The sequence below is a fragment of the Rhodococcus sp. 06-1474-1B genome (assembly GCF_002258885.1).
GTDB classification, from domain to species: Bacteria; Actinomycetota; Actinomycetes; order Mycobacteriales; family Mycobacteriaceae; genus Rhodococcoides; species Rhodococcoides fascians.
Map to the genome: position 1 here is coordinate 246701 of NZ_NOYR01000023.1, position 26073 is coordinate 272773.

28 protein-coding genes are annotated in these 26073 nt (G+C 64.7%); 22 read left to right on the top strand and 6 right to left on the bottom strand.

The features are described from left to right. Positions 1-5: 5 nt before the first annotated feature. Entirely contained in the window at positions 6-962 is a 957-nt protein-coding gene (locus CH266_RS11390; protein WP_141214519.1) for a serine hydrolase, read from the bottom strand. A gap of 68 nt (positions 963-1030) precedes the next feature. Here CH266_RS11390 and CH266_RS11395 point away from each other — a divergent pair, with 68 nt between their 5' ends. From CH266_RS11395 to CH266_RS11455, 13 genes are all read left to right on the top strand, one after another. Continuing rightward, positions 1031-3379 carry a Tex family protein gene (locus CH266_RS11395; RefSeq protein ID WP_032391539.1) on the top strand — a complete coding sequence of 783 codons (2349 nt, stop codon included), beginning with the start codon at positions 1031-1033 and terminating at the stop codon, positions 3377-3379. A gap of 107 nt (positions 3380-3486) precedes the next feature. Continuing rightward, entirely contained in the window at positions 3487-4350 is an 864-nt protein-coding gene (locus tag CH266_RS11400) for a hypothetical protein (protein ID WP_370878684.1), read from the top strand. Positions 4351-4483: 133 nt separating this feature from the next. Next, positions 4484-4825, top strand: coding sequence for a 50S ribosomal protein L19 (gene rplS, locus CH266_RS11405; RefSeq protein WP_027496692.1), 342 nt, complete (start codon positions 4484-4486; stop codon positions 4823-4825). Between the two features lie 184 nt (positions 4826-5009). Then, a complete protein-coding gene (lepB, locus tag CH266_RS11410; RefSeq protein WP_027496693.1) occupies positions 5010-5801 on the top strand; it encodes a signal peptidase I in 792 nt (263 codons plus the stop codon). Beyond that, positions 5798-6559, top strand: a complete 762-nt coding sequence (locus tag CH266_RS11415; RefSeq protein WP_072692096.1) for a ribonuclease HII — start codon at positions 5798-5800, stop codon at positions 6557-6559. Before lepB ends, CH266_RS11415 begins: the two co-directional genes overlap by 4 nt. 37 nt (positions 6560-6596) lie before the next feature. Further along, positions 6597-6902 (top strand): DUF2469 domain-containing protein, encoded by a 306-nt coding sequence (locus CH266_RS11420; RefSeq protein WP_008717288.1) that lies wholly within the window; start codon positions 6597-6599, stop codon positions 6900-6902. A 397-nt stretch (positions 6903-7299) separates the two neighbouring features. Continuing rightward, the gene (locus CH266_RS11425) at positions 7300-7644 is read left to right on the top strand and encodes a histone-like nucleoid-structuring protein Lsr2 (protein ID WP_027496695.1); all 345 of its coding nucleotides are present in this window, start codon (positions 7300-7302) and stop codon (positions 7642-7644) included. Positions 7645-7995: 351 nt separating this feature from the next. Beyond that, positions 7996-8352 carry a YraN family protein gene (locus tag CH266_RS11430; RefSeq protein ID WP_027496696.1) on the top strand — a complete coding sequence of 119 codons (357 nt, stop codon included), beginning with the start codon at positions 7996-7998 and terminating at the stop codon, positions 8350-8352. Then, entirely contained in the window at positions 8352-9857 is a 1506-nt protein-coding gene (locus CH266_RS11435; RefSeq protein ID WP_032366404.1) for a YifB family Mg chelatase-like AAA ATPase, read from the top strand. Before CH266_RS11430 ends, CH266_RS11435 begins: the two co-directional genes overlap by 1 nt. Next, positions 9854-10975: a DNA-processing protein DprA gene (gene dprA, locus CH266_RS11440; RefSeq protein ID WP_027496698.1), complete on the top strand. Its 1122-nt coding sequence runs from the start codon at positions 9854-9856 to the stop codon at positions 10973-10975. Before CH266_RS11435 ends, dprA begins: the two co-directional genes overlap by 4 nt. 98 nt (positions 10976-11073) lie before the next feature. Then, a complete protein-coding gene (locus CH266_RS11445; RefSeq protein WP_027496699.1) occupies positions 11074-11856 on the top strand; it encodes a siderophore-interacting protein in 783 nt (260 codons plus the stop codon). 69 nt (positions 11857-11925) lie between these two features. Continuing rightward, positions 11926-12852 (top strand): tyrosine recombinase XerC, encoded by a 927-nt coding sequence (locus CH266_RS11450; RefSeq protein WP_027496700.1) that lies wholly within the window; start codon positions 11926-11928, stop codon positions 12850-12852. A gap of 363 nt (positions 12853-13215) precedes the next feature. After that, positions 13216-14268 (top strand): MinD/ParA family ATP-binding protein, encoded by a 1053-nt coding sequence (locus tag CH266_RS11455; protein WP_032366592.1) that lies wholly within the window; start codon positions 13216-13218, stop codon positions 14266-14268. Between the two features lie 3 nt (positions 14269-14271). Here the strand turns inward: CH266_RS11455 and CH266_RS11460 are convergent, their stop codons facing one another. Continuing rightward, the gene (locus tag CH266_RS11460; protein WP_094715306.1) at positions 14272-14772 is read right to left on the bottom strand and encodes a M23 family metallopeptidase; all 501 of its coding nucleotides are present in this window, start codon (positions 14770-14772) and stop codon (positions 14272-14274) included. A 342-nt stretch (positions 14773-15114) separates the two neighbouring features. Here CH266_RS11460 and rpsB point away from each other — a divergent pair, with 342 nt between their 5' ends. From rpsB to CH266_RS11490, 6 genes are all read left to right on the top strand, one after another. Then, positions 15115-16005, top strand: coding sequence for a 30S ribosomal protein S2 (gene rpsB, locus CH266_RS11465; RefSeq protein ID WP_032370791.1), 891 nt, complete (start codon positions 15115-15117; stop codon positions 16003-16005). A gap of 159 nt (positions 16006-16164) precedes the next feature. Then, complete coding sequence (tsf, locus tag CH266_RS11470; protein WP_027496703.1) at positions 16165-16989, top strand: translation elongation factor Ts; 825 nt, start codon at positions 16165-16167, stop codon at positions 16987-16989. Positions 16990-17153: 164 nt separating this feature from the next. Further along, positions 17154-17882, top strand: coding sequence for a UMP kinase (gene pyrH, locus CH266_RS11475; RefSeq protein ID WP_032366408.1), 729 nt, complete (start codon positions 17154-17156; stop codon positions 17880-17882). Between the two features lie 55 nt (positions 17883-17937). Next, a complete protein-coding gene (frr, locus tag CH266_RS11480) occupies positions 17938-18495 on the top strand; it encodes a ribosome recycling factor (RefSeq protein ID WP_027496705.1) in 558 nt (185 codons plus the stop codon). A 30-nt stretch (positions 18496-18525) separates the two neighbouring features. Next, entirely contained in the window at positions 18526-19446 is a 921-nt protein-coding gene (locus CH266_RS11485; protein WP_441347048.1) for a phosphatidate cytidylyltransferase, read from the top strand. Between the two features lie 16 nt (positions 19447-19462). Continuing rightward, complete coding sequence (locus CH266_RS11490) at positions 19463-20182, top strand: class I SAM-dependent methyltransferase (protein WP_176457070.1); 720 nt, start codon at positions 19463-19465, stop codon at positions 20180-20182. Between the two features lie 21 nt (positions 20183-20203). Here the strand turns inward: CH266_RS11490 and CH266_RS11495 are convergent, their stop codons facing one another. Both CH266_RS11495 and CH266_RS11500 read right to left on the bottom strand, forming a co-directional pair. Further along, positions 20204-21046 carry an HpcH/HpaI aldolase/citrate lyase family protein gene (locus CH266_RS11495; protein WP_032366409.1) on the bottom strand — a complete coding sequence of 281 codons (843 nt, stop codon included), beginning with the start codon at positions 21044-21046 and terminating at the stop codon, positions 20204-20206. A 90-nt stretch (positions 21047-21136) separates the two neighbouring features. Beyond that, on the bottom strand, positions 21137-21577 hold the full coding sequence (locus CH266_RS11500; RefSeq protein ID WP_032366595.1) for a LapA family protein: 441 nt from the start codon (positions 21575-21577) through the stop codon (positions 21137-21139). A gap of 166 nt (positions 21578-21743) precedes the next feature. On the opposite strand from CH266_RS11500, the gene rlmN reads away from it, so the two are divergent. Continuing rightward, entirely contained in the window at positions 21744-22895 is a 1152-nt protein-coding gene (rlmN, locus tag CH266_RS11505) for a 23S rRNA (adenine(2503)-C(2))-methyltransferase RlmN (protein ID WP_045841851.1), read from the top strand. A gap of 4 nt (positions 22896-22899) precedes the next feature. On the opposite strand, the gene CH266_RS11510 is transcribed toward rlmN, so the two are convergent. Further along, on the bottom strand, positions 22900-23169 hold the full coding sequence (locus CH266_RS11510) for a DUF2631 domain-containing protein (RefSeq protein ID WP_027496710.1): 270 nt from the start codon (positions 23167-23169) through the stop codon (positions 22900-22902). A gap of 217 nt (positions 23170-23386) precedes the next feature. On the opposite strand from CH266_RS11510, the gene puuE reads away from it, so the two are divergent. Then, complete coding sequence (gene puuE / locus CH266_RS11515) at positions 23387-24286, top strand: allantoinase PuuE (protein ID WP_176457090.1); 900 nt, start codon at positions 23387-23389, stop codon at positions 24284-24286. Position 24287: 1 nt separating this feature from the next. Here puuE and CH266_RS11520 read toward each other — a convergent pair whose 3' ends face one another. Next, a complete protein-coding gene (locus CH266_RS11520) occupies positions 24288-24809 on the bottom strand; it encodes a DUF1990 family protein (protein WP_032366411.1) in 522 nt (173 codons plus the stop codon). A 122-nt stretch (positions 24810-24931) separates the two neighbouring features. Between CH266_RS11520 and dxr the strand changes: the two genes are divergently transcribed. After that, entirely contained in the window at positions 24932-26071 is a 1140-nt protein-coding gene (gene dxr, locus CH266_RS11525) for a 1-deoxy-D-xylulose-5-phosphate reductoisomerase (protein WP_032383582.1), read from the top strand. Positions 26072-26073: the final 2 nt, after the last annotated feature.

The window sequence follows — 26073 nt, forward strand, 5'->3', positions numbered from 1 at the left end:
CGTTTTCAGCTGATTCTGCCGTCGGGGAACAACATCGACACGAAGCCGGTCAGGGTGTCCCGTGCGTGCAGTGCGCTGGCGTCGTCGCTCACGTCGACGACGGCCGTGTCCGGGTAACTCTCCATGTCGTCGGCGTAGAAGATGTCTTCACGGGACGACAGGGCCAGTACGTAGCGATTGTCCGCGCCGATGGTTCCCGTCGACAGATGGACCCACCGATCGGACACGCAGCACATCCAGCCCTGCTTGACTGCATGCACGGTCTCGCCAGGTAAGCCGTCGACGATCCCGAAGTGTTGCTTGTAGCCGTCGGCAGCTACGGGGGCCGAGCGTCGCAGCATTCCGATGAGGATGTCGGTCGACGCGGTGGTCAGGCCGCCGCTGCCGTTCAGCAGCCCGGCGTAGTAGCCGACCAGGTCGCTGGGAGTCGTTTCCGTGTTGTACCACTGGTCGTCGCCGGGAGCGTCGGTGTTCCTCAGGGCATATCGCGCCGCGACTGCGCGGACGATCTCGGACGAACCGTATCGATACCAGAGCGTGTATGCGGCATTGTCGTCGGAGAACTCGAGCATGCTGGTCATCGTGGCCAGCTCGTCGGCGGAGACGGGGCGGTTCTGCGACTGCGCCTCGAACATCACCTCGTCGGCAATGAAGAGCTTGGAGACCGACGCCGTTTCGATCGGCTCGTCGGCATCGCTGTTGTAGTAGGAGCCGGTCTCTCGATCCAGCAACGCGAAATTGACATCGGCACCGCGGGCTCGCGCCGATTCCACCGCCATCGGAATACGCGCTTCCAAGGCCACGCCGTCGACCTTCTGGATATCCGGGAACGGCGATGCCGATGTCTCGGCCGAATCCCTGCCACCGGGATCGCCGGCTTGATCATCGGGCGGTACGGAGCACGCGCTCAGGACCAACAGTGCGGCGCAGGTGGCGGTCAGTAACCGAGCCCCCCTGACCATCTACAGAACTCTCCCGCACATAGAACCGCTGACCGACCTGTCCCACACTAGCGGTAGGGTCCATCGCCGTGACCACTGCTCTGAAATCTGTGAACAAGCGCATAGCCGAAGAACTCGATGTTCGCGAAGAACAGGTTCGTGCCGCTGTAGAACTCCTCGACGGCGGGTCCACGGTCCCGTTCATCGCTCGCTACCGCAAGGAGGTCACCGGCACGCTCGACGACGCGCAATTGCGCCAACTCGACGAGCGACTTCGATACCTCCGAGAACTCGACGAGCGGCGAGATGCCGTCATCGAATCGATTCGTTCGCAGGGCAAACTCGACGACGCGCTCGAACAGTCGCTGATGCTGGCCGAGACCAAGGCCCGCGTCGAGGACATCTACCTGCCGTTCAAGCCCAAGCGTCGGACGAAGGCACAGATTGCGCGCGAGGCCGGCCACGAACCCGTCGCAGACGCGCTGTTCACCGATCCGTCCACCGACCCGGCGCAGTTCGATCAGGAGCAGCTCGACGGGGCACGAGCAATTCTCGTCGAGCGTTTCGCCGAGGATGCCGACCTGGTGGGTGAGCTGCGTGAACTGATGTGGACCTCCGGCAAGCTGGTCGCCACCGTGCGCAAGGGAAAAGAGGAGGAAGGCGCGAAATTCTCGGACTATTTCGAGTTCTCCGAACCGTTCACGAGCCTGCCCTCGCATCGCATCCTCGCGACGCTACGTGGTGAGAAGGAAGAGATTCTGTCCCTCGGGTTCGAACCCGAGCGGGACGAGCCGACTCCCGGTGTGCCCAGTGTCTACGAGGGGCGTATCGCAACCAAGTTCGGAATCGCAGATCGCGGCCGCCCGGCCGACAAGTGGCTGCTCGATACCGTTCGCTGGGCATGGCGCACCAAGATGCTGGTCACCGTCTCACTCGATACGCGCATGAGACTGCGCCAGTCGGCCGAGAAGGACGCCGTGGACGTGTTCGCGAGCAACCTCAAAGACCTGTTGTTGGCCGCACCCGCCGGAAACCGCACCACGATGGGACTCGACCCGGGCTTTCGTACCGGAACGAAGGTGGCGATCGTCGACGCCACCGGCAAGGTCGTCGACTACGACACGATCTATCCCCACAAGCCGCAGGGCAAGTGGGACCAGGCGGTGGCCACACTCGCCGGGCTCGCGGCCAAGCACAAGGTGGAGCTCATCGCCATCGGAAACGGTACGGCGTCACGCGAAACCGATTCTCTGGCAGCAGAATTGATTGCAAAGTTCCCGGCGGCGAATTTGACCAAGGTGGTGGTGTCCGAGGCGGGTGCCTCGGTCTACTCGGCGTCGGCGTACGCCTCGAGTGAGCTGCCCGAACTCGACGTCTCCATCCGCGGCGCGGTCTCGATCGCTCGCAGGCTGCAGGATCCGTTGGCCGAGCTGGTCAAGATCGACCCCAAGTCCATCGGTGTCGGCCAGTACCAGCACGACATCTCCGAAACTCTGCTCGCCCGTTCTCTCGGGGCCGTGGTCGAGGATGCGGTGAACGCGGTGGGTGTCGACGTCAACACAGCGTCGGTGCCCTTGCTGTCGAGGGTCTCCGGTATCGCCGGTTCGCTCGCCGAGAGCATCGTGGCGCACCGCGACCAGAACGGTCCGTTCGCCAGCCGCAGCACCCTCAAGGACGTACCGCGCTTGGGGCCCAAGGCTTTCGAGCAGTGCGCCGGGTTCCTGCGTATCTCCGGAGGAGAGGATCCACTCGACCGCTCCAGCGTGCACCCGGAGGCCTATCCTGTCGTGCGCCGCATCGTTGGCAAGGCAGGCGTGGGCGTGCGCGAGGTGGTGGGCAACACCGCACTCCTGCGCCGCCTCGATCCCGCCGAATTCGTCGACGAACGATTCGGGTTGCCCACCGTCACCGATATCATCTCCGAGCTGGAGAAGCCTGGACGCGACCCGCGTCCGGAGTTCAAGACCGCTACTTTCGCAGCCGGTATCGAGAAGGTCGCCGACCTGAAGCCGGGGATGACGCTCGAAGGTGTCGTGACCAACGTGGCGGCGTTCGGTGCTTTCGTCGACGTCGGCGTGCATCAGGACGGACTCGTTCACGTCTCTGCGATGTCGCACAACTTCGTCAAGGACCCGCGTGAGGTCGTCAAATCCGGCGATGTGGTGCGGGTCAAGGTGATGGAGGTCGACATCCCACGTCAGCGCATCGGCCTGAGTCTGCGGTTGGACGACGAGCCCGGTGCGAGCGGTGGCAAGGACGCACCTCGTGGGCAGCAGGGTGACCGCTCCCGCGGTACGTCCTCGAGCAAGGGCAACGGCCGTCAGAGCAATGGCGGCCAGGGCAACCGCCCGCAACGCGACCGACGCGGCGGCCAAGCAGCAACGCCTGCGGCAGGTTCCATGGCCGACGCGTTGCGCAAAGCGGGCTTCGGGAAGTAGCGCTCGGACTTTCCCGGTCGATGCCGACCCCGGCGGCGACGAACGAGAATAGGCTGATTCGGCGATAGCCGTTGTTTCGGGCGTGCTGCGGGAAGGACGTGGAGCGCGTGAGGTGGTTGGAGCACGGTGTCGTCGAGCACGGCCGCCTTCCGTTGCTCTGCTTCCTGCTCGGCCTACTCGTGGGATTTCTGCTGATTCGCCTGAGTGTCAGAATGATTCGCGCAGATGTGAAGTGGTGGCCGGGCAACATCACCCCTGGCGGTCAGCACATTCACCATGTCGTGTTCGGAATCGTGCTGATGCTGTTGGCGGGGATCGGGCTCATCGCGGTGTACGTGGACGGGTCGCAGACCATCGGTGCCGTGCTGGCGGCGATCTTCGGCAGCGGTGCTGCCCTCGTGCTCGACGAATTTGCCCTCATCTTCTATCTCCGCGACGTCTACTGGTCCGAGCAGGGCCGAACATCCGTCGATGCGGTATTCGCAGCCGTCGCCTTCACCGGGTTCCTGCTACTGGGACTTCACCCGTTGGAGTTGCTCAGCCCCGCCGATTTCCGGGCCGATCCCGATCCCTGGGTTCGCGGAACACTCGGTGTGCTGGCACTGCTCAACCTGAGTCTGTGCGTCGTCGTGCTGCTCAAGGGCAAGATCTGGACCGGGCTGATCGGGCTGTTCGTTCTGCCCATCCTCATTCTGGCCGCGGTCCGACTCAGCAGGCCGAGTGCACCCTGGGCGAGGTGGCGCTACACGAGCAGACCGAAGAAGATGGAGCGTGCGCTGCGGCGAGAGAAGAAGTGGCGCAGGCCGTTGATACGGGCCAAGATCTACCTGCAGGATGCGATCGCGGGCAAGCCCAGCATTGTTCACGCGGTCGAGGCCACCGAGGACGAGCTCGCGCGGACCGTTGTGCCTGCACCCCAGGCCGGAACCGTGGCCCAGTCCTCGGTCGGGGCGATTTCCTCGAACGCCTGACGGTCTGGCACAATAGGCGGGTTGCCTCTCGCGAGGCACACACCTCACTCGGAGTACGAACCAGTTGTGCCGCCCCGGTGGCGAGCCGCTCGGTTCCTCTGCTCAAGCGCAGAACGCAAGGATGGCACAACCGATGAACACCCTGGACTTTCTCGACAATCAGTCGCTGCGTAGCGACATCCCCGATTTCCGCCCCGGCGACACGCTGAACGTGCACGTCAAGGTTATCGAAGGCTCGAAAGAGCGTATTCAGATCTTCAAGGGCGTCGTGATTCGACGTCAGGGCGGTGGCGTTCGCGAGACGTTCACCGTTCGTAAGGTGTCGTTCGGCGTCGGCGTGGAGCGCACTTTCCCGGTGCACAGCCCCAACATCGCGCAGTTCGAGGTCCTCACTCGCGGCGACGTTCGTCGCGCGAAGCTGTACTACCTCCGCGATCTGCGTGGCAAGGCCGCCAAGATCAAAGAAAAGCGCTGACCCGGTCGTATCGACCGCTTCGAGCAGCAACCATGCCGCGTCACCGAACATCGGTGACGTGGCATGGTGCGTTGGAGCCACCGCCCTGATGTTTCGGACGCACCGGTACGAGCGATGCTCGGTGAAAACGCCGCAGGCGCGGACCGACCGGCCCGCGGGCGACGGTTGCGGCTAACCTGTCCAGGTGACGCAGTCCCCACAGGATCCGACCCCACAGGGTTCGACGAACGAGCCCGACGACGAGTCTCCCCGGAACAAGCGTGCGGATCGCAAGCAGCGGTCCTTCTGGCGTGAACTTCCCATCCTCATTCTGGTAGCTCTCGTGCTGAGTTTTCTGCTTCAGACGTTCGTCGCCCGGGTCTATCTCATCCCATCCGAATCGATGGAACCGACACTGCACGGCTGCGCCGGCTGCACCGGGGACCGCATCGTCGTGGAGAAGATCGGCTATCGATTCGGCGATCCGAAGCCCGGCGATATCGTCGTGTTCCGCGGCCCCGATTCCTGGAACGACGAATTCGTCTCGCAGCGCTCCGACAATTCGGTCATCCGCGGGGCCCAGGAAGTGGGCTCTTTGATCGGAGTCGTCGCTCCGGACGAGAACGATCTGGTCAAACGTGTCATTGCCACCGGCGGTCAGACGGTCGAGTGCTGTGACGCTCAGGGACGGGTGCTCGTGGACGGAAAGCCGTTGGACGAGCCGTACATACAGATGGATTTCCCGTTCGTTCCGGACACGATGACGTGCGAGACCGAATTGAAGTCGGGCCGGTGCTTCGACCCTGTAACGGTGCCCGAGGGCAACATCTGGGTCATGGGCGACAATCGCAGCAATTCGCGAGACTCGCGGTATCACGTCACCGACGAGTTCACCGGCACCGTTCCGCTGGACAACGTGATAGGTAAGGCCGTGGCCACCGCGTTGCCGCCATCGCGAACCGGCCTCCTGGACTCGCCGGACATTCAGGGTCGATGACGGCCCGTCCTCGTCCCGCGCCTCGTGCGCGCGCATCTCTGAGCCGCTCGTCGTGGCCGCCGCGTCCCATCATCAGGAGGGCGGCGGGGCTGCGGACCATGGAATCGGCACTCGAACGCAACGGGCTCGGTCCGGTTGCGGGTGTCGACGAAGCAGGCAGGGGAGCCTGCGCGGGGCCGTTGACGGTCGCGGCGTGCATCCTGGGCTCTCGGTCGCACACTGCCCTCGCGGACCTCGACGATTCCAAGAAGCTGACCGAGCGTCGCCGGGAGGAGCTCTTTCCCCGGATCAAGAAATTGGCACTCGCGTGGAGTGTGGTGTTCGTCGACGCGGCCGAGGTCGACCGCATCGGGGTACACGTGGCGAACATCGAGGGAATGCGCCGCGCGGTGGCGGGCCTGAGCCTCACTCCCGGGTATGTCCTCACCGACGGCTTTCGGGTTCCCGGACTTCCGGTGCCGTCTCTACCCGTCATCGGAGGGGACGCCACAGCTGCCTGCATCGCTGCGGCCAGTGTCCTGGCCAAGGTGTCCAGAGACCGGTTGATGGTGCAGATGGACACCGACATTCCCGGTTACGGATTCGCCGTGCACAAGGGGTACAGCACACGTGCGCATTCGACCGCGATGACCACGCTCGGCCCGAGCCGAGAGCATCGAATGTCCTATGCCAACGTGGCTGCCGCGGCAGCCGGTCGCTCGCGTAGCGAGGTCGACGCACTGGGGCGAATGGACTGCACCGACGACGGTGCGCCATGATTGAATTTCACGCCCGACTGGAGGATGAAAGAGACCGATGAGTGCCGAAGATCTCGAAAAGTACGAAACCGAGATGGAGCTCTCGCTGTACCGCGAGTATCGGGACATCGTCGGACAGTTCAACTATGTCGTCGAAACCGAGCGTCGTTTCTATCTCGCGAACTCCGTCGAACTCATTCCGCACAATGCCGACGGTGAGATCTACTTCGAATTGCGGATGTCCGACTCGTGGGTATGGGACATGTACAGACCGGCTCGTTTCGTCAAGCACGTGCGGGTGATCACGTTCAAGGACGTCAACATCGAAGAGCTGGACAAACCGGATCTGCGTCTCCCCGAATAGTCCTACCCGGGTCGGATCGGCAGGTGTGCCCGGTGCCTGACGGGCGCACCTGGACGGTTCCGCTCGGCAGATTTCCCGTGTGGAGTGTTCCGAAGCGCACCGATCAGCGAAAAGCTGGACAACCGACCGAATAATTCCGCGTGTTCTGTTTCGAGCAGAGGCCCGTTGCCGGGTTACGTCGAGCGCGGGAGAATCGTCGAAATGTGAACGCCGAATTCTGTTGTCTCACATAGTATTTCGATTTAATGATGCAAATAGCTTCCGGTATTCACACGTTTTCGTACCGAATGTTTTCGACCCTACGCCGATGTGAACATCGTTGGGTCTTTGCCTCGGTCCGATAATCGGTGGTAGAACTTGAATTACCACATTCTCCCAGACGCGTAAGAGGTACGAGATGGCACGCAAGACGCTTGTCCAGATGATCGACGATGTCGACGGCTCGGTAATCAAAGAAGGCCAGGGGGAGTCGATCGAATTCGGTATCGGTGGAAACCAGTACCGCATCGACTTGAATCTCAAGCATGCGAACGAACTGCACGAGCAGCTGGCTTTCTGGATCGAGCACGCCGAGAAGATTTCCGGTCGCCGCCCCCGCAAGACCGGTGCCGCGCCTGCACCGGCTCGAGGAAAGGTCGATCTGCAGGACATCAGAGCGTGGGCTCGCGAAAACGGCCACGAGGTCAGCGCCCGAGGTCGAATCAGCCAGGAAGTTCAGGCCGCCTACGAGGCTGCGCACTGACCGCCTCCCAGCCTTGATATGCCCGCTGTCTTCGGTCAGCGGTAGTTCGGTCATCGAATTCGATTACCGATTCCGTGCTTCAGCTCCGTCCGTGCAGTAATCCGGACGGAGCTTTTGCATGTTCGAACCATTTGTCGGGCGATCGACAGGGCATGAACGCCGGTAAGCACACAGGTACGACAAAACAGGTGTGTCGGCCCTGCGATTCGACGGTTCTCTCCACAGGATTGCGCGTGTCCACAGGGCAATGCGGCACCTGCACTTTCTCGGAATCACCTCCTTTCGGTCGTGTCACCGTCATGGCGACCGGATCCGGCCGTGCTGTGCGGCCGCAGAGTGGAGGAATTCGACATGCCGACCAATCAAGAACTCGGGGCCCGCGGTGAGGACCTTGCTGCACGCCATCTCGAGCACATCGGCCTGGAGGTGATCGAGCGGAATTGGCGGCATCGTTCGGGGGAGCTCGACATCATTGCGCGCGAGGGCGAGACGATGGTGTTCGTCGAAGTCAAAACGCGTTCGGGAATCGGTTACGGAACGCCGGCGGAAGCGGTGACGTACACCAAGCAGACTCGGATCAGAGGATTGGCGTTGCAGTGGCTTTCGCTTCGCGGAGGGCCGTGGGTCCACATCCGATTCGACGTGATCGCCATCGTGATCGGTCGCGGTGACGACCCTGTTCTCACTCACGTCAGGGCGGCGTTCTGATGCCCCTGGGACGAGCCCATTCGGTGGCGGTCAACGGCGTCGACGGAGTGTTGGTGGAGATCGAAGCCGATATCGGTCAGGGTCTTCCGGGGACCCATCTGGTGGGACTGCCCGATACCGCGCTGAACGAATCGCGTGATCGGGTCAAGGCCGCGGTGAAGAATTCGGGTGGTACCTGGCCGGACAGTCGAGTGATTCTCGCGTTGTCTCCGGCGACGTTGCCCAAGGGTGGCTCGGTGTACGACCTCGCGCTGGCATTGTCGGTCCTCGACGCCGCCAAGGCCATTCCGCGGGGAAGCCTGTCGGAGACGGTGTTTCTGGGGGAGTTGGCTCTGGACGGCAGGTTGCGAGCGGTCCGCGGGGTACTGCCCGGAGTGCTCGCGGTGAAGGCGGCGGGGTGGCAGCGGGTGGTGGTGCCGAGTCGGTGTCTGCCCGAAGCGGGTCTGGTGGACGGTATCGAGGTGTTGGGTGCCGATTGCCTGGCAGATGTCGTTGCGTGGCTTCGTGGTGAGCAGGCGCTGGAATCGCCCACCCCCACCGACTGGCATCAGGAGAGTTACCCGGATCTCAGTGACGTTGCCGGTCAGGCAGATGCCCGATGGGCGTTGGAGGTCGCTGCGGCCGGTGCGCATCACATCATGTTGACCGGGCCACCGGGCATCGGGAAAACAATGCTCGCGCAACGTCTTCCGGGAATACTCCCGCCGCTCACCGAGTCCGAGGCGCTGGAGGTGACCGCGATCCATTCGGTGGCGGGGCTGCTGACGAGCGCGCGACCGCTGATCACGTCACCGCCGTTCATCGCGCCACACCATTCGACGTCGGTGAGCGCGTTGGTCGGCGGAGGTACCGGTATGGCCAAGCCCGGCGCAGTCAGTCGCGCGCATCGCGGAGTTCTGTTCCTCGACGAATGCGCCGAGATGAGCATCCGGGTACTCGAAGCGTTGCGAACCCCACTCGAAGACGGTGAAATTCGGATTGCGCGTCGCGACGGGGTGGCCCGGTACCCGGCGAGGTTCCAACTCGTCCTGGCGGCCAATCCGTGTCCGTGCGCACCGGCGCGGCAGGCCGACTGCGTGTGCGCGCCCACTGCTCGCCGCAAGTACTTGGGAAAACTGTCCGGACCGCTCCTCGACCGGGTCGATCTCCGAATTCAGATGATGGGAGTCGCGACCGGGGCGCTGGTCGACGACATCGGAGAAGGAACGGCCGATATTCGCGCCCGCGTGACGGGAGCGAGGGATGCTGCCGCTCATCGTTGGTCGGAGTTCGGGTGGAGGACCAATGCGGAAGTGCCCGGACCCGCACTGCGTCAACGGTTTCGGCTCGCTCGGTCGACGCTGGCACCGATCGAGCGGGCATTGCGCAATGGATCGCTGACCGCGCGCGGCGCGGATCGTGCGATTCGGGTGGCGTGGACTCTGAACGATCTCGCCGGCGGCACCGTGCCCGGTGCAGACGAGGTCGGTGCCGCACTGGATTTTCGAGACAGGGGAGTGGCATGACCTATGACGCACGTCGGCTGGCGTGGGCGTATCTGTCTCGGGTGGCACAGGGTCCGCATCGCACGGTGACGGACCACGCCGCTGCCCACGGCCCCGAGGTCACCGCCGCAGCCGTACGCGCCGGACACTTGGGTGAGCGACTGGCAGCACGGGCTCATGTCGACACTGCAGCAGCAGATCTGGACCACATGGCCGCTCTCGGTGGACGGCTGATCACCCCTGACGACGACGAGTGGCCTGCGTGGCGTTTTCTCGGCTTCGATGGGTCCGGCCTCACCGCGGGTGTCGACACATCGCCGCCGATCGCACTGTGGGCGTTGGGAAACCGGTCTGTCGGAGCAGACACCGAACGATCGGTGTCGATAGTCGGAACCCGAGCGTCGAGTCCGTACGGCGACCACGTCACTGCCGAGATTTCCGCCGATCTGGCGCTGGACGGCTGGACCGTCGTATCGGGGGCTGCGTTCGGTATCGATGCGGCAGCGCACCGTGCGGCGCTCGGAGTCGAGGGGACGACGATGGCGGTGCTCGCCTGCGGCGTCGACCGGGCATACCCGGCGGGACACTCCCGCCTGTTGCGTCAGATCGCCTCGAGCGGGGTGGTTCTCAGTGAATACGCGCCGGGCACCACTCCGGCCAAGCACCGGTTCCTGGCGCGCAACCGGTTGGTGGCGGCACTCGGATCGGCGGTGGTGGTCGTGGAGGCGGGATGGCGGAGCGGGGCGCGCAACACCGCGGCGTGGGCGGCGAAACTGGGCCGCCCCGTTCTTGCCGTGCCGGGGCCCGTCACCTCTCCGACGTCGAAGGGATGCCATCGCATGATTCGTGAGGGTGAGGCCGTTCTGGTGTCGAGCTCGCACGATGTGGTCGCCGAGGCCGGGGCGCTCGGCTCGCCGGAGGAACCCCGTCCCGATCTGTTCCGGGAAATCGATGCGCTGTCCGAGACCGCACTGTTGATCTACGACGCGCTGCCGGCCACGGGAGCGTTGTCCACCCGTGAACTGTCGGAGAGTTCCGGAGTTCCGTTGTCGAAGGTCCGCGCCGCGCTACCGGTGATGGAGATGGACGGCTTCGTGAGCAACGACGAAACCGGGTGGGCCCGGGTGGTGCGTGGCTGAGGTGACGGCCCTACCGAGGCCCGGTGAAGGTAGGGTGTTAGGTAATGCTTAGTCGGTGCAGTGAGCATCGGCGTCGTTCGCTCGAAGAGGGGTCTGTAGTGCCGCGTAAGAAAACCACGTTGACCGTAGTGCGCACGGAAGCGCTGACCCCGCACATGCACCGGGTGTATCTGGGTGGTCCAGGCTTCGAGGAGTTCGACGCCATCGATAAGACCGATGCGTACGTCAAGCTGTTCTTCGGAACCGAGGACGAACCGATCATGCGGACTTATACCGTTCGATCCGTCGACACCGACGCGCGGGAAATCGCCATCGACTTCGTGGTGCACGGCGACGAGGGCGTCGCCGGACCGTGGGCCACACGCGCGAAGCCGGGCGACGAGATGTCGTTCTTCGGGCCGTCGGGGGCATACGCGCCTCGCCCCGATGCGGATTGGCACCTGTTCGCAGGCGACGAATCGGCTATCCCGGCCATCTCGGCTGCGGTCGAGGCCCTCCCGGAAGACGCCATCGCCAAGGTGTTCATCGAGGTCGGCGATCGTCACGACGAGATCTACATGGAGACTCTCGCAGTCGTCGACGTCACCTGGGTGCACCGGGGCGCGTCGTCGAACGAGATCGGCGACGACCGGGCCGGAGACAACGCACCGCTGATCGAGGCCGTCAAGAACACCGAATGGCTACCCGGGCAGGCGCAGGTGTTCGTCCACGGTGAGGCGCAGGCCGTCATGCACAACCTCCGTCCGTACATCCGCAAGGAACGTGGGGTCGGGGCCGAGTGGGCGTCGATCTCGGGTTACTGGCGTCGGGGGCGGACCGAGGAAACCTTCCGAGCCTGGAAGCGTGAGCTGGCACAGGCGGAGGCGGGAGTCGACGCCTGATCGAGCACCGACGTCCGCCCGACGGCGTGTCCGGTTGTCGCGCGAGACGTCAGCGCCCAAGCTGAGCCGATGACCGATTCGCTGCCGCCGCACCTGGAGGTGCACGTCGAGGAGTTCGCCGAACACCTGCGCCTCGGCCGGGAACGGTCGGAGCACACCATCCGGGCCTACGTTGCCGACGCGCGTTCGTTACTGGCGCACCTGGCCGCGTCCTCACCGGGCGCAACGATCGCCGATCTGGATCTGCGTGTCGTGCGCTCGTGGTTGGCGGGGTACTCGGCGGCCGGCGCGGCCCGGACATCTATGGCCAGGCGCACCTCGTCGGTGCGAACGTTCGGGGCGTGGCTCGAACGGGTCGGGGCTGTGAAGGTTGGCCCCGCGCAGCGTCTCGCGTCCCCGTCGGGTCACCGCACCCTGCCCGGAGTGCTGCGTCACGATCAAGCGACGCGAGCGCTGGACGCTGCCGAGTCGGGTGCCGCCGAACTCGATCCCATAGCGCTGCGCGATCGACTCGTCGTCGAACTGTTGTATGCGACCGGGGTCCGCGTGGGGGAGCTGTGCGGTCTCGATGTCGACGACGTGGACACCGATCGACGAGTCGTTCGGGTGGTGGGCAAGGGCAACAAGGAACGGTCGGCACCGTACGGTCTGCCGGCCGCGCAGGCACTCGACGCCTGGCTCACCGACGGCAGGCCTGCCCTGGCCGTCGATCGATCCGGACCGGCCCTGTTGCTCGGGCGTCGGGGTGGACGACTCGACCAGCGACAGGCCAGGTCGGCGGTGCATGCTGTGCTGGAGACGGTCCCCGGCGGACCCAGCCTGGGACCGCACGGCCTCCGCCATACGGCAGCCACGCATCTGCTGGAAGGAGGTGCAGATCTCCGGGTGGTGCAAGAACTGCTCGGACATGCATCTCTTGCCACGACGCAGATCTACACTCACGTATCCGTCGAACGGTTGCGGGCGGTGCACGATCAGGCGCATCCCAGAGCATGAGCGTCGAGCTGGGCGGCGCATCGTTTGGTAGCGTCTGCCCAGGATCGACTACACCGAATACGGGGGACCGTGGACCGCGACCGACCGCAAGGTAAATCGGAGCCGTGGTCGACGCATGGCCACAGTGCGCCGGTGAACGGGGCACGACCCGGCAGTGCAGTCGACGGCAGTGCAGTCGCCGGCCGGGGTGACGATGCCGCCGGATCCGTACCGTCGGAACCGATGTCCACTCCACGCTCCACGCCCCGGCAGCCCCCGCCGTGGCAGACGCCCGATTCTGCGCAGCGACCACCCGTGCCCCCGCGGTACAACCCGCCCGTGCCGCTTCGACCGGGCCCGCCGGCCGCCTATCCCGACGCACAGATGCCGCCCGTTCCGCCCGTCGGGGACGATCGGTCGCAGGCCCAGCCGGCCCAGCAGGCACCCTGGTCCCCGCAGCCGTGGGCAGGTGCCCCGAATCCGTATCGTCCGAGCAGTCAGGACCTGGGTGCCGAATCGCTGCTGAAACGACCCAAGCGCACCTCGTCGTCGGGGTGGCGTCGCGGTGTGCACCGGTTGACCGGTGGCGTCATCAACCCCGGCGAGTCGACGGCCGAGGAGCGCTACCGCAACCAGGTCGATCGCATACGCCAGCCGGTGCTGGGGGACTACCGCATCGCGTTCCTGTCGCTCAAGGGCGGGGTCGGCAAGACGACGACCACTCTGGGTCTGGGGTCGACGTTCGCGTCGCTGCGCGGAGATTGCGTCATTGCCGTCGACGCGAACCCGGATTTCGGGACACTCGGAGAGCGGGTACCGCGTCAGACCGCGTCGACTGTTCGCGACTTGTTGGCCGCAGCCCCGAACATTCGCCGGTATTCCGACATTCGCGCTCATACCTCGCAGGCACCGAGCCGACTGGAAGTGTTGGCCGGTGAGCGGGATCCCTCGGCGTCGGAGATGTTCGGCGAAGAGGACTATCGCGCGGTCATCGACATGCTGCAGGTCTATTACAACCTGATCCTCACCGACTGCGGAACCGGCATCATGCACTCGGCGATGAACGGGGTGCTGCAGCTGGCCAATGCGCTGGTTCTGGTCAGTTCGCCGGCCGTCGACGGGGCACGCAGTGCAGCCGCGACTCTGGACTGGCTGGAACTGCACGGATACGGCCATCTGGTCGAGCGCACGGTCGTGGTGATCAGTTCGGTCCGACCGGGTTCGTCCGCGGTCGACATGAACTTGTTGCAGCAGCACTTCCTGGAACGCTGCCGCGCGGTGCTGGTGGTTCCGTTCGACGAGCACCTCGCCGAGGGGGCCGTGGTCGATCTCGAGAAGCTGCGTCCCCAGACCAGGAGCGCTTTCGTCGAGCTTGCCGCCATGGTCGCGGACGACTTTCCTGCCGCGTCCGGTCGTCACTCCGGCCCTGCGCGCTGACCGTCACCGAACCGGCTCCGGCACGGGTTTCAATCTGATCGGACGGGCACGCACCAGGGCAGTCGGATCGAGGTATTCGCGGCCCCGCTTGATGCCCCAATGCAGGCATGTCGCCGTGCAGCCGTCGTGTCCCGACGTCAGCGAACCCAGGACTTGGCCGCGTCGTACTCGTGCTCCGGCCCCGACCGCCGCCGTCACGGGTTCGTACGTCGATCGAAGTCCGCCCGGATGGTCCACCGACACCACCGGCTTACCGGCCACGACGCCCGCGAACACGACCGTGCCGTCGGCGACGGCCAGAACCGAGGTGCCGTCCGCCGCGGCGAGGTCGACCCCGCGATGGCCGGGGAGCCAATCGTGTTCCGGGCGGTCGAACGGTGTCACGACGCTAGGGTGCGGCCGTATCGGCCACGCGAACGAGTCCGATTCGGCTGCCGCGGCCGGCGTGGTCAGCACGATCGCGGCAAGAACGCAGGCGATGCAGCCGGTACGAAGAGTGTTCACTCGTCGACGATGGCCTGTGAATGTGCTGGAAAACGAGGCCCGGCACGAATTGTGGACAACCGAAAGATTCGTCCACAGGCACCGGAATCTCTTGACAGTCGGGCCTGGTTATGACGGGGGCCGCCGCAGGTCTACACTCCTTGTTGCGGCCTGTGCGTGCACGGGTCGACTTCGCGCGTCCGCGTCATCGTATCGACTGCCTCGGCAGAGTTCACGATACGAGAACCGGTTGTCGGCGGTCCTGATCCCCCTGTGGTTCAGGTCCGACAACTTCGGCGGTCGCCAGGGCAGAGGTCACCGACACTCTGCGTCAACCGAACCATGAAAGAGAGTTATTCAGCCATGGCTGTAGTAACAATGAAGCAGCTGCTCGACAGCGGCACACACTTCGGACACCAGACCCGTCGCTGGAACCCGAAGATGAAGCGATTCATCTTCACCGACCGCAACGGCATCTACATCATCGACTTGCAGCAGACTCTGACCTTCATCGACAAGGCCTACGAGTTCGTCAAGGAGACGGTCGCCCACGGCGGCACCGTTCTGTTCGTCGGCACCAAGAAGCAGGCACAGGAGTCCATCGCCGCTGAGGCAACTCGCGTGGGCATGCCCTACGTGAACCAGCGCTGGCTCGGTGGCATGCTCACCAACTTCCAGACCGTGCACAAGCGCCTGGTCCGCCTCAAGGAGCTCGAGGCAATGGAGCAGACCGGTGGCTTCGAGGGACGCACCAAGAAGGAAATCCTCATGCTCACGCGTGAGATGACCAAGCTCGATCGCACCCTCGGCGGCATCCGCGACATGGCCAAGGTTCCGTCGGCCATCTGGATCGTCGACACCAACAAGGAGCACATCGCCGTCGGCGAAGCGCGCAAGCTGAAGATCCCGGTCATCGCGATCCTGGACACCAACTGCGATCCCGACGTGGTCGACTACCCGATCCCGGGTAACGACGACGCGATCCGTTCCGCTGCGCTGCTGACCAAGGTCGTCGCATCCGCAGTGGCCGAAGGTGTGCAGGCCCGTGCAGGCCAGAACACCGCAACCGACGCCAAGCCCGAGGTCGGCGCAGGCGAGCCGCTCGCAGAGTGGGAGCTCGAGCAGCTCGCACAGACGTCCCCGGCCGCTGACGCTCCGGCAGCAGAGGCTCCCGCAGCCGATGCGCCGGCCGCCGACGCCCCGGCAGCAGAAGAAGCACCGGCAGCAGAAGAAGCACCGGCCGCTCAGGCTTGATCGAATTCGGTCCCGGTTCACCCTCAAGGGTGGGCCGGGGCCGCTTCGGTATGTCAGGGTTGTGATCGGTCCGGCTCCACAGCGAGCCCGTCGATCACGCTTCGAGAACAGCACTTTCGTCAACGCCCGTATTCAGACTTTTGAGGAGGCTCGCCCACGATGGCGAACTACACTGCCGCCGACGTCAAGCGGCTCCGCGAGCTCACCGGCTCCGGAATGATGGACTGCAAGAACGCACTCGCCGAGAACGACGGCGACTACGACAAGGCCGTCGAGTACCTGCGTATCAAGGGTGCCAAGGACGTCGGCAAGCGCGCCGAGCGCAACACCGCCGAAGGCCTCGTCGTCGCCGAGGGTGGAGTGCTCGTGGAGATCAACTCCGAGACCGACTTCGTGGCCAAGAACGACGAGTTCCAGACGTTCGCCGCGTCCGTCGCGGCGACGGCTGCAGCAGGCGAGCCTGCTGATGTCGACGCTCTCAAGGCACTCGACCTGAACGGCAAGACCGTCGAGACGGCTCTGAACGAGTTGTCGGCCAAGATCGGCGAGAAGCTCGAAATTCGCCGCGTCGTGTCCTACGACGGCAACACCGCGACCTACCTGCACAAGCGCAGCGCGGACCTGCCGCCTGCCGTCGGCGTGCTGGTCGAGTACACCGGTGACGGCGACGCCGCCGGAGATGCTGCGCGCGCTGCCGCGATGCAGATCGCAGCGCTCAAGGCCAAGTACGTCACCCGTGACGAGGTTCCCGAGGATCTGGTCGCCGCCGAGCGTCGGATCGCAGAAGAAACCGCGCGCGAAGAGGGCAAGCCGGAGCAGGCTCTGCCGAAGATCGTCGAAGGTCGCGTCAACGGATTCTTCAAGGACGTCGTTCTCACCGAGCAGAAGTCGGTTCAGGACGGCAACAAGACCGTCAAGGCCATCCTCGACGAGGCCGGCGTGACCATCACCCGTTTCTCCCGATTCGAGGTCGGCGCCAGCTAGTTTGCGCTCGATCCGATCGGGGCGATGCCGTTCATTCGATTTCATCGAGTGGACGGCATCGTTCGTGCGCGAGGCAGGTCGGAGCCGTGTCCACCGATCGGGTGCCGATAGGGCAGGATGATCGGTGAGTAAACCGTAGTGTTCGACGAGTACCGAGGAGAGCTATGACCGATCCGGCCCCTGACCGTCCCGGGTTCCGACGCGTGATGCTCAAACTGGGTGGGGAGATGTTCGGTGGTGGCCAGGTGGGGCTCGATCCGGATGTCGTGAACAACGTTGCCGAGCAGATCGCCGAGGTGGTGGCCACCGGAGTTCAGGTCGCCGTGGTGATCGGTGGCGGAAACTTCTTCCGCGGTGCCGAATTGCAGCAGCGGGGGATGGACCGATCTCGCTCGGATTACATGGGCATGCTCGGCACGGTCATGAATTGTCTTGCGCTGCAGGATTTTCTGGAAAAGCAGGGTGTTGCCACCAGAGTCCAGACCGCGATCACGATGGGCCAGGTGGCCGAGCCGTACCTTCCGCTGCGCGCGCGACGGCACCTCGAGAAGGGGCGTGTCGTCATCTTCGGCGCAGGTATGGGCATGCCGTACTTCTCGACGGATACCACGGCGGCGCAGCGGGCGCTCGAGATCGGTGCCGAGGTGCTGTTGATGGCCAAGGCCGTCGACGGTGTCTACTCGGCCGATCCACGGCTCGATCCCGACGCGACGATGTTCGACACGATCACCCACCGCGAAGCCATCGAGCGAGGCCTCAAAGTTGCCGACGCGACTGCCTTCAGCCTCTGCATGGACAATCAGATGCCGATGTTGGTGTTCAATTTGCTGATTCAGGGAAACATTGCTCGCGCCGTGTCGGGCGAGAACATCGGCACGCTGGTCACGTCGTGAATGCCGCCGACACGACCGCGAACGAACCGAGAACGAAGACGATGGAGGACAGATCGTGATTGACGAAGCTCTCTTCGACGCCGAAGAGAAGATGGAAAAGGCCGTATCGGTTGCCCGTGACGATCTGTCCTCGATCCGCACCGGGCGGGCCAACCCGGGAATGTTCTCGCGCATCGTCATCGAGTACTACGGTGCCCCGACGCCGATCACCCAGCTGGCCAGCATCAGCGTGCCGGAGGCGCGATTGGTGGTGATCAAGCCGTACGAGTCGAATCAGCTCGGACCGATCGAAACCGCTATCCGCAATTCCGATCTCGGCGTCAACCCCACCAACGACGGCAACCTGATTCGTATCGGCGTGCCGCAGCTGACCGAGGAACGACGCCGCGAGTTCGTCAAGCAGGCCAAGGGCAAGGGCGAGGACGCCAAGGTGTCCATTCGCAACGTGCGCCGCAAGACGATGGAAGAGCTCAAGCGCATCCAGAAGGACGGCGAGGCCGGCGAGGACGACGTCGTACGTGCCGAGAACGAGCTCGACAAGACCACCGCTAAGTACACCGCCTCCGTCGACGAACTGGTCAAGCGCAAAGAGGGTGAATTGATGGAGGTCTGACCTCCTTCGATAGTTGCGCAACACGGTGGAATGACGATGAATATCGAGGAGTTGACGACAGTGGTGGGACCGGATCGGCAGGAGGGCAGCGGCACGCCCGCTGGCTCGTCCGGGGTCGCCGCCACGAAGTCCGCCGGCAAGGCGGGTCGAAATCTGCCTGCCGCGATCGGCGTCGGCGGCAGTTTGGGTATCGGGTTGATCCTCGTGCTCGTGTTCGTGCCGCTGGTATGGATCGGTGTTGTGGCCGTGGCGTTGGCCGTCGCGACGTACGAGGTGTCCAAGCGGCTCCGCGAGGGCGGTGTTCTCGTTCCGCGCATCCCGCTGATCCTCGGTGGTCAGGCCATGATCTGGCTGGGCTGGCCGTTCGGTGCCGTCGGAGTGCTCAGTGCGGCTGTGGGCACCGTCGTGGTCTGCATGGTGTGGCTGTTGCTGAGACAAGGCTTCGGTACTGCTCCCAAGAACTATCTCGAAGAACTCTCCGTCACCGTTCTGGTGGCGTGTTGGCTACCACTGTTGGCCTCGTTCGCCGTTCTGATGGTCCTGCAGGACAACGGTGCCGGTCGCATCCTGGTCTTCGTCATCGGCGTCGTGTGCTCGGATGTCGGTGGTTACATCGCCGGTGTGCTGTTCGGCAAACACCCGATGGCACCGGCCATCAGCCCGAAGAAGTCCTGGGAAGGGCTGGTCGGATCGCTCATCTTCTGCGTCATCGGTTGCCTGCTGACGGTGACCCTGATTCTCGAGGCCAATTCGATGATCGGTGTCCTGCTGGGAGTCGTGCTGGTCGTGACGGGAACACTGGGCGACCTCATCGAATCGCAGGTCAAGCGCGACCTTCGAATCAAGGACATGGGCTCGTTGCTGCCCGGCCACGGCGGCATCATGGACAGACTCGACTCGTTGCTGCCCTCTGCGTTCGTTGCGTGGCTCGTCTTCACCGTGTTGCTCTGACCGACTCCGCCGGACGATGAGCGGTGATCGCGGCGGGGTGATTCCCAGTCCCAACATCTGGCACTGGCCGCATCTGTACGAGGCGGAGAACAGGGCTCAGGACGTCGACGGCGCTGTGTTCGCGACCATTCGATCGACCGTCGATTGGACGGCCGAGAACGTCGTGGACGTGGGCTGCGGCAGCGGTTTCCATCTTCCGATCTTCGCTGCGGACGCTCGGTACGTCATCGGTGTGGAACCGCACGCCCCATTGGTGGCCGCAGCCCGCACGCGCGTCGAGTCACTTGCGAACGTCGACGTGCGTGCGGGTAGAGCGGACGCGCTGCCCGTCGACACAGGTTCGGTCGATCTCGTCCACGCGCGAACCGCGTATTTCTTCGGCCCCGGCTGCGGCCCGGGTATCAGCGAAGCGATGCGAGTTCTGCGGCCCGGAGGGGCGTTGGTGGTCGTGGACCTCGACGCGACGGCGTCTCCGTACGGGGACTGGATGCGTGCGGATCTCCCGCACTACGATCCGGCGGCCGTCGAGGCGTTCTTCGATGCCCAGGGATTCGAGATGCGACGCGTCGACACGAGGTGGGCGTTTCCCGACCGCCGGGTTTTGCGGGATGTGCTGGGAATCGAGTTCTCACCGCGGGTAGCGCGCGCTGCGGCACGGCAGGTCGACGGCCTCACCCTGAATGTGCGCTATCGCATCCACGTTCGATACAAGCCGACCGGCGTCGAGTCGATCTGAGCCTGGCTCGGCTGCGAGCGATCAGGACGCGGCAGAGATTCCGAAGATTCGAGCCAGTTCGTTGATCTTGAGGGCCTTTGCCAGACGCGGCAGATCGCTGCCGTCCTTGACGTGAGCACCGTCGGCACCGAGAGCGTCGATGACATCGTGAGCCCAGGACACGTCGGTCGGGGAGGGGGCCAGTTCGCGGTTGACGATGGCCACCTGATCGGTGTGCATACACAGTTTGCCTGCCATGCCCATCGAGAGCGTCAGGGCTGCATCGCGCCCGAGGATGCTGTCGTTCGCGGTCAGTGTCGGACCGTCGATGGGTCCGGGCAGTCGTGCGACGCGCGAGGAGACGACCAGTCGCGAGCGCGGGTAGGCCATGGCGAGCGGGTCGTCGCTCATGCCCGTGTCGCGTCGGAAGTCGCCGCTGCCGAAGGCGAGACGGAATGTCGAGTCCGCGCGCGCGATTTCGGTGGCGGCCTCGAGTCCTGCTGCCGATTCGACCAGCGCGAGGATCGGGGTGCCGTCGGCGAGGCGGGCGGCTGTCGCCTCGACCTGACCGCCGCTCTCGGTCTTCGCGAGCATGACCCCCACCAGGCCGGGCAGCCCGGACAACGCGGCGAGATCGTCGGCCCAGTACGGGGTCGTCGCGTCGTTGACGCGCACCCAGGCCGAGTTGCCCTCGCTGAGCCAGCGCACGACGGTCTCGCGAGCGGCAGGCTTCTTCGCCGGAGCGACTGCGTCCTCGATGTCGAGGATGACGGCGTCGACACCGGATGCGACAGCAGCGTCGAAGGTATCGGGCTTGGTGGCCGGAACCAACAGCCACGATCGTGCGCGGTCGGGTGCAACGCCGGATGCCACCGGTGTCTCCATGAAAGTAGTCACGTCATGCTCCTCGAGTGAAGTCGGGCACCGCCAACCTTATCGATTCAGAGCATCGGTGCCAGCTTCTGTACATAGTGTTCACGAACCGTGACGCTGGTTCTTCTTCGCTGCGCGCCGGACCTGCAGGATTCGGGCACCGCCGGCCATGGCCATCACCAGCGCGCCCGCGATCGCGGCCAGCAGCATGCTGATTCCGAGGGGTAGGTCGAGCTGCCAGGCGAAGATCTGGACGGTGACCGAGTCGAGGTTCTGCACGATGAACACCAGGAGAACGACGAGGACGACGGCCCCGACCACCAGGCCGGTCCAGAGGGCGGCGGTGCGGGTGTGCGCCACATCGGTGGGGGTGTGCTGCTGTTCCGGAACGAACTCGGGGTCGGGCGCGGAATGGCCGTCCGAATCCGGCGTGGTGATGGGGGTGAGGTCGCCGGCGGCACTCGTCGGCCGGTCGAATCCGGGCGTGACCGAGGCCGATGTGTCGAACGGTGCCTCGTTGTTGTCGTCTGCTCTGGTGGCCATGTCGATGATCCTTTCGCACGCGTGGTCCGAATGCACGCGCAATCGGTCCCGGCGTCGATACCCGTCAGGGCACCGTCGAAAACCGTCGCGAATAGGACTGTGAGCAGAACGGGTGGACAATGGTGGGTATGGAGTTGAGCCAGCAGGAACGACGCGGGGGTCGAGCATGAGTGATTCCGCAGCCGCAACGGACAGCACGACCGAGCAGAAGAGACCGAATCTTCCGCTGGTCTTCACAGCTCCGCGACGGGGTATGCCGTCGCGTCACCTCGCCGACCTGGACAAAGAGGGCCTGCGTGAGGCAGTGAAGGCACTCGGTCTACCGGCATTCCGGGCCGACCAACTTGCGCGGCATTACTACGCGCGGCTCGAGGCCGACACCACCAAGATGACCGATCTTCCGGCCGAGGCTCGGGAGAAGGTCGGTGCCGATCTTTTTCCCACCTTGCTGACGCCGATCAAGCACTTGGCATGTGATGACGGTGACACTCGAAAGACGCTGTGGAAGGCCAACGACGGGACTCTGCTCGAGAGTGTTCTGATGCGGTATCCGGATCGCGCGACGCTGTGCATCTCGAGTCAGGCCGGTTGCGGAATGGCATGTCCGTTCTGCGCCACCGGTCAGGCCGGCCTGACGCGGAACCTGTCGACGGCCGAGATCGTCGATCAGGTCCGTTCGGCGGCCGCGGACATGCGCGACGGCGTCGTCCCCGGCGGTGAGGGTCGTCTGTCGAACGTCGTGTTCATGGGGATGGGCGAGCCGCTGGCCAACTACAAGCGCGTTGTCGCGGCAGTGCGCAAGATCGTCTCACCAGCCCCCGACGGGCTGGGACTGTCACAGCGTTCGGTCACCGTGTCGACGGTCGGCCTTGCTCCGGCCATTCGAAAGCTGGCCGACGAGGGTCTGTCGGTGACCTTGGCCGTGTCTCTGCACACGCCGGACGATGAGCTGCGAGACACGTTGGTCCCGGTCAACAATCGTTGGTCGGTGGCGGAGGTTCTCTCCGCTGCCCGGTACTACGCCGATCAGACCGGTCGACGCGTCTCGATCGAGTACGCGATGATCCGGGACGTCAACGATCAGCCGTGGCGAGCGGACATGCTGGGCAAGAAGCTGCACAAAGCGCTCGGATCCCGGGTACACGTCAACCTGATTCCCCTCAACCCGACTCCGGGTAGCGAGTGGGATGCCAGCCCGAAGCCGGTGGAGCGGGAGTTCGTTCGACGGGTCATCGCGCAGGGCGTGTCGTGCACCGTGCGCGATACCCGTGGTCAGGAGATCGCAGCGGCGTGCGGTCAGCTCGCCGCCGAGAACTGAGCCGCTAGCGGGGCTTGCGGCGGACGATGACGTCGCGCACGACGAGTCCGACCAGCGCCACGGCAAATCCGACCAACCACAGGTCCTCGACCTTGCCGGTGTGATTTCCGATGATCATGAACAGCAGGAACGCGGCAACGACGATGGCTGCGACGCGCATCGCCTTGTTCGACTCGCCGCTCCATCCCCACGCGGCGGACGGCACCTCGGGCACCTCGTTGCGGGTATCGACGACCGGGTCGTACGAAGCGGATTCCAGTTCGGTATTTGCCACCGGTCGATCCTCTCGGGTGATGCGTTCACGTGGGTCCCGGCACGAACGGTGCCAGACGCGTTGTCGGAACAATATTGGCATACGACCGCCCGTCGTAGTGATCAGGGTTGCATCGCTCACCCAGCGCGTGTGTGGGCTCGAATGAGAGACTGCGGCGGTGACCCCTGAGCGCCTTCCCCATCGTCCGAGTCGGTCCCCGCTGAGCTATCCCCGCGACATGGTCGGTTACGGCCGCACGCCGCCGCTCGCGCAGTGGCCGGGTGAGGCGAACATCGCCGTCCAGTTCGTCCTCAATTACGAGGAGGGTGCCGAGAACAACGTGCTCGACGGCGACACGAAGTCCGAGACGTTCCTGTCGGAAATGATCGGCGCACAGGCGTTTCCGAATCGACACATGAGCATGGAATCGCTGTACGAGTACGGATCCAGAGCCGGAGTGTGGCGCGTGCTGCGCGCATTCGAGAAGCGTGGGTTACCGCTGACGGTGTTCGCGGTCGCCAAGGCCATGGAGCGGAACCCGGAAGTGGTTGCGGCACTGCTGGAGTTGGACCACGAGATCGCATGTCACGGCTTGCGGTGGTTGTCGTATCAGCAGATCGACGCGAACGTCGAGCGCGAGCACATGGCGGAGGCCGTGACCATCCTGCGCGAGCTGACGGGGTCTGCGCCACTGGGGTGGTACACCGGGCGCGACTCTCCGAACACCCGATCGCTCGTGGTGGAGCACGGCGGATTCGTGTACGACTCCGACTCCTATGCAGACGATCTGCCGTACTGGGAGAAGGTGCCCCGAGACGCCGGGGTCGTCGATCACCTGGTGGTGCCGTACACCCTGGACACCAACGACATGCGTTTCGCATCGCCGGGAGGATTCTCGACGGGCGACGAGTTCCACGCGCATCTACGTGACGCCTTCGACGTTCTCTATGCCGAGGGCGCGAGTGGGAGTCCCAAGATGCTCTCGGTCGGACTTCACTGCCGGCTGGTGGGCAGGCCGGCCCGCATGGCTGCACTGGAACGTTTCCTCGATCACGTGCAGTCGCACGACAAGGTCTGGGTCGCGAAGAGAATCGACATCGCCGAACACTGGCGAGCTGTGCACCCGCCCGAGGCCTGAGTCAGTCGGCCTGTCGGCACGCCGATGCCAGCGCGCTCAGATAGCGGTCGGTGAATGCTGCCTGGACGCGTCTGCCCACCGGGCCGCCGAGCTTGGTGTACCAGCGACCGGGACGCGAGAACGCCGATATGTGGGCGGTGACGGCACCGTCCGCGGGGGAGTAGTCGACGTAGAAGAGTTCTTCGCCGGACTCGGGATGCCCGTCGAGTGTTCCGTAGGCGAAACCCTGACGGTTCGCCTCGTCGATGACGTAGACCACACGACACGGAATGCGCACCGGTCCGAGTGTGAGAACGACCACCGAGTCGGGCACAGCGGTCTCGGCCTCGGAACGGACCTTCAGTCCTGCTCCTCGGTGCATGTCCCATCGCATCAACGCATCGGCCGCCGCCACGAAGTCGTCCAGCCCCGATCCCACGACCCTCGACATCGTGACGTGGTGGTATCCGGTGGGCAGTGGGCCGGCGGTGGCCCCCGCATCGTCGTAATTGAACGGTGCCGAGCGGTACTTCGAGAAGTCCATGCACCCCAGCGTGCCAGCCTGCGTCGGCACATAGGGGTTTCTCAGCCTCGGTAGGCAACAATGGACCGGTGCCAGACCATCGTGAGCGAACGACCAACTCGGATCGCCCCGAGCCGATACGTGTGCTGTTGCTGGGAAGTACCGGGTCGATCGGAACCCAAGCGCTCGACGTCATCGCCGCCAACCCGGACCGCTTCGTCGTGGTCGGGCTGGCTGCGGGCGGTGGAAACATCGAACTGCTCCGTCGCCAGATCGCGGAGACCGGTGTCCGACGGGTAGCCGTCGCCCAGCCCGAGGCCGCCGCCGAGCTCGATTTCCCCGGAGTGCTGAGTGGTCCGCGAGCAGTGACCGAGCTGGTCGAGTCGACCCCGGCGGACGTCGTGCTCAATGCCCTCGTGGGTTCTCTCGGCCTCGAACCGACCCTGGCCGCGCTGAACAGCGGTGCGCGCCTGGCGTTGGCCAACAAGGAATCCCTGGTCGCCGGCGGCGAGCTGGTTCTCGCCGCCGCAGCCCCCGGTCAGATCGTGCCGGTCGACTCCGAGCACTCCGCGCTCGCCCAGTGCCTGCGCAGCGGTTCGCGCGGCGAAGTGGATCGACTGGTTCTCACTGCATCGGGAGGTCCGTTTCGAGGGTGGAGCGAGAGCGAACTGAAGTCGGTCATGCCGGAGCAGGCCGCCGCGCATCCCACCTGGTCGATGGGGCCGATGAACACGTTGAACTCGGCGACACTGGTCAACAAAGGTCTGGAACTGATCGAGGCGCACCTGCTGTTCGGTGTGCCCTACGAGAAAATCGACGTCACCGTGCACCGGCAGTCCATCGTGCACTCGATGGTGACGTTCGTCGACGGTTCGACCATCGCTCAGGCCAGTCCACCGGACATGAAGTTGCCGATCGGGCTGGCCCTCGGCTGGCCCGATCGAGTGCCCGACGTCGCTCGTGCACTCGACTTCACGACCGCATTCTCCTGGGACTTCGAGCCACTCGACGACCGAGTGTTTCCGGCGGTGCAGCTGGCGCGTGAGGCCGGGATCATGGGTGGGTGCATGACTGCGGTGTACAACGCGTCCAACGAAATCGCAGCAGAAGCGTTCCTGGCCGACAGGATCGAATTTCCGCAGATCGTCGAGACGGTGCGCGCGGTACTGGGCGACGGCGGGCAGGACTGGTCGACGGCTCCCAGGGACGTCGACGACGTACTCGCGGCGGACTCCTGGGCCCGGGCCCACGCCCGTGAACTACTGAAACCGAAAGGCCTCTGACA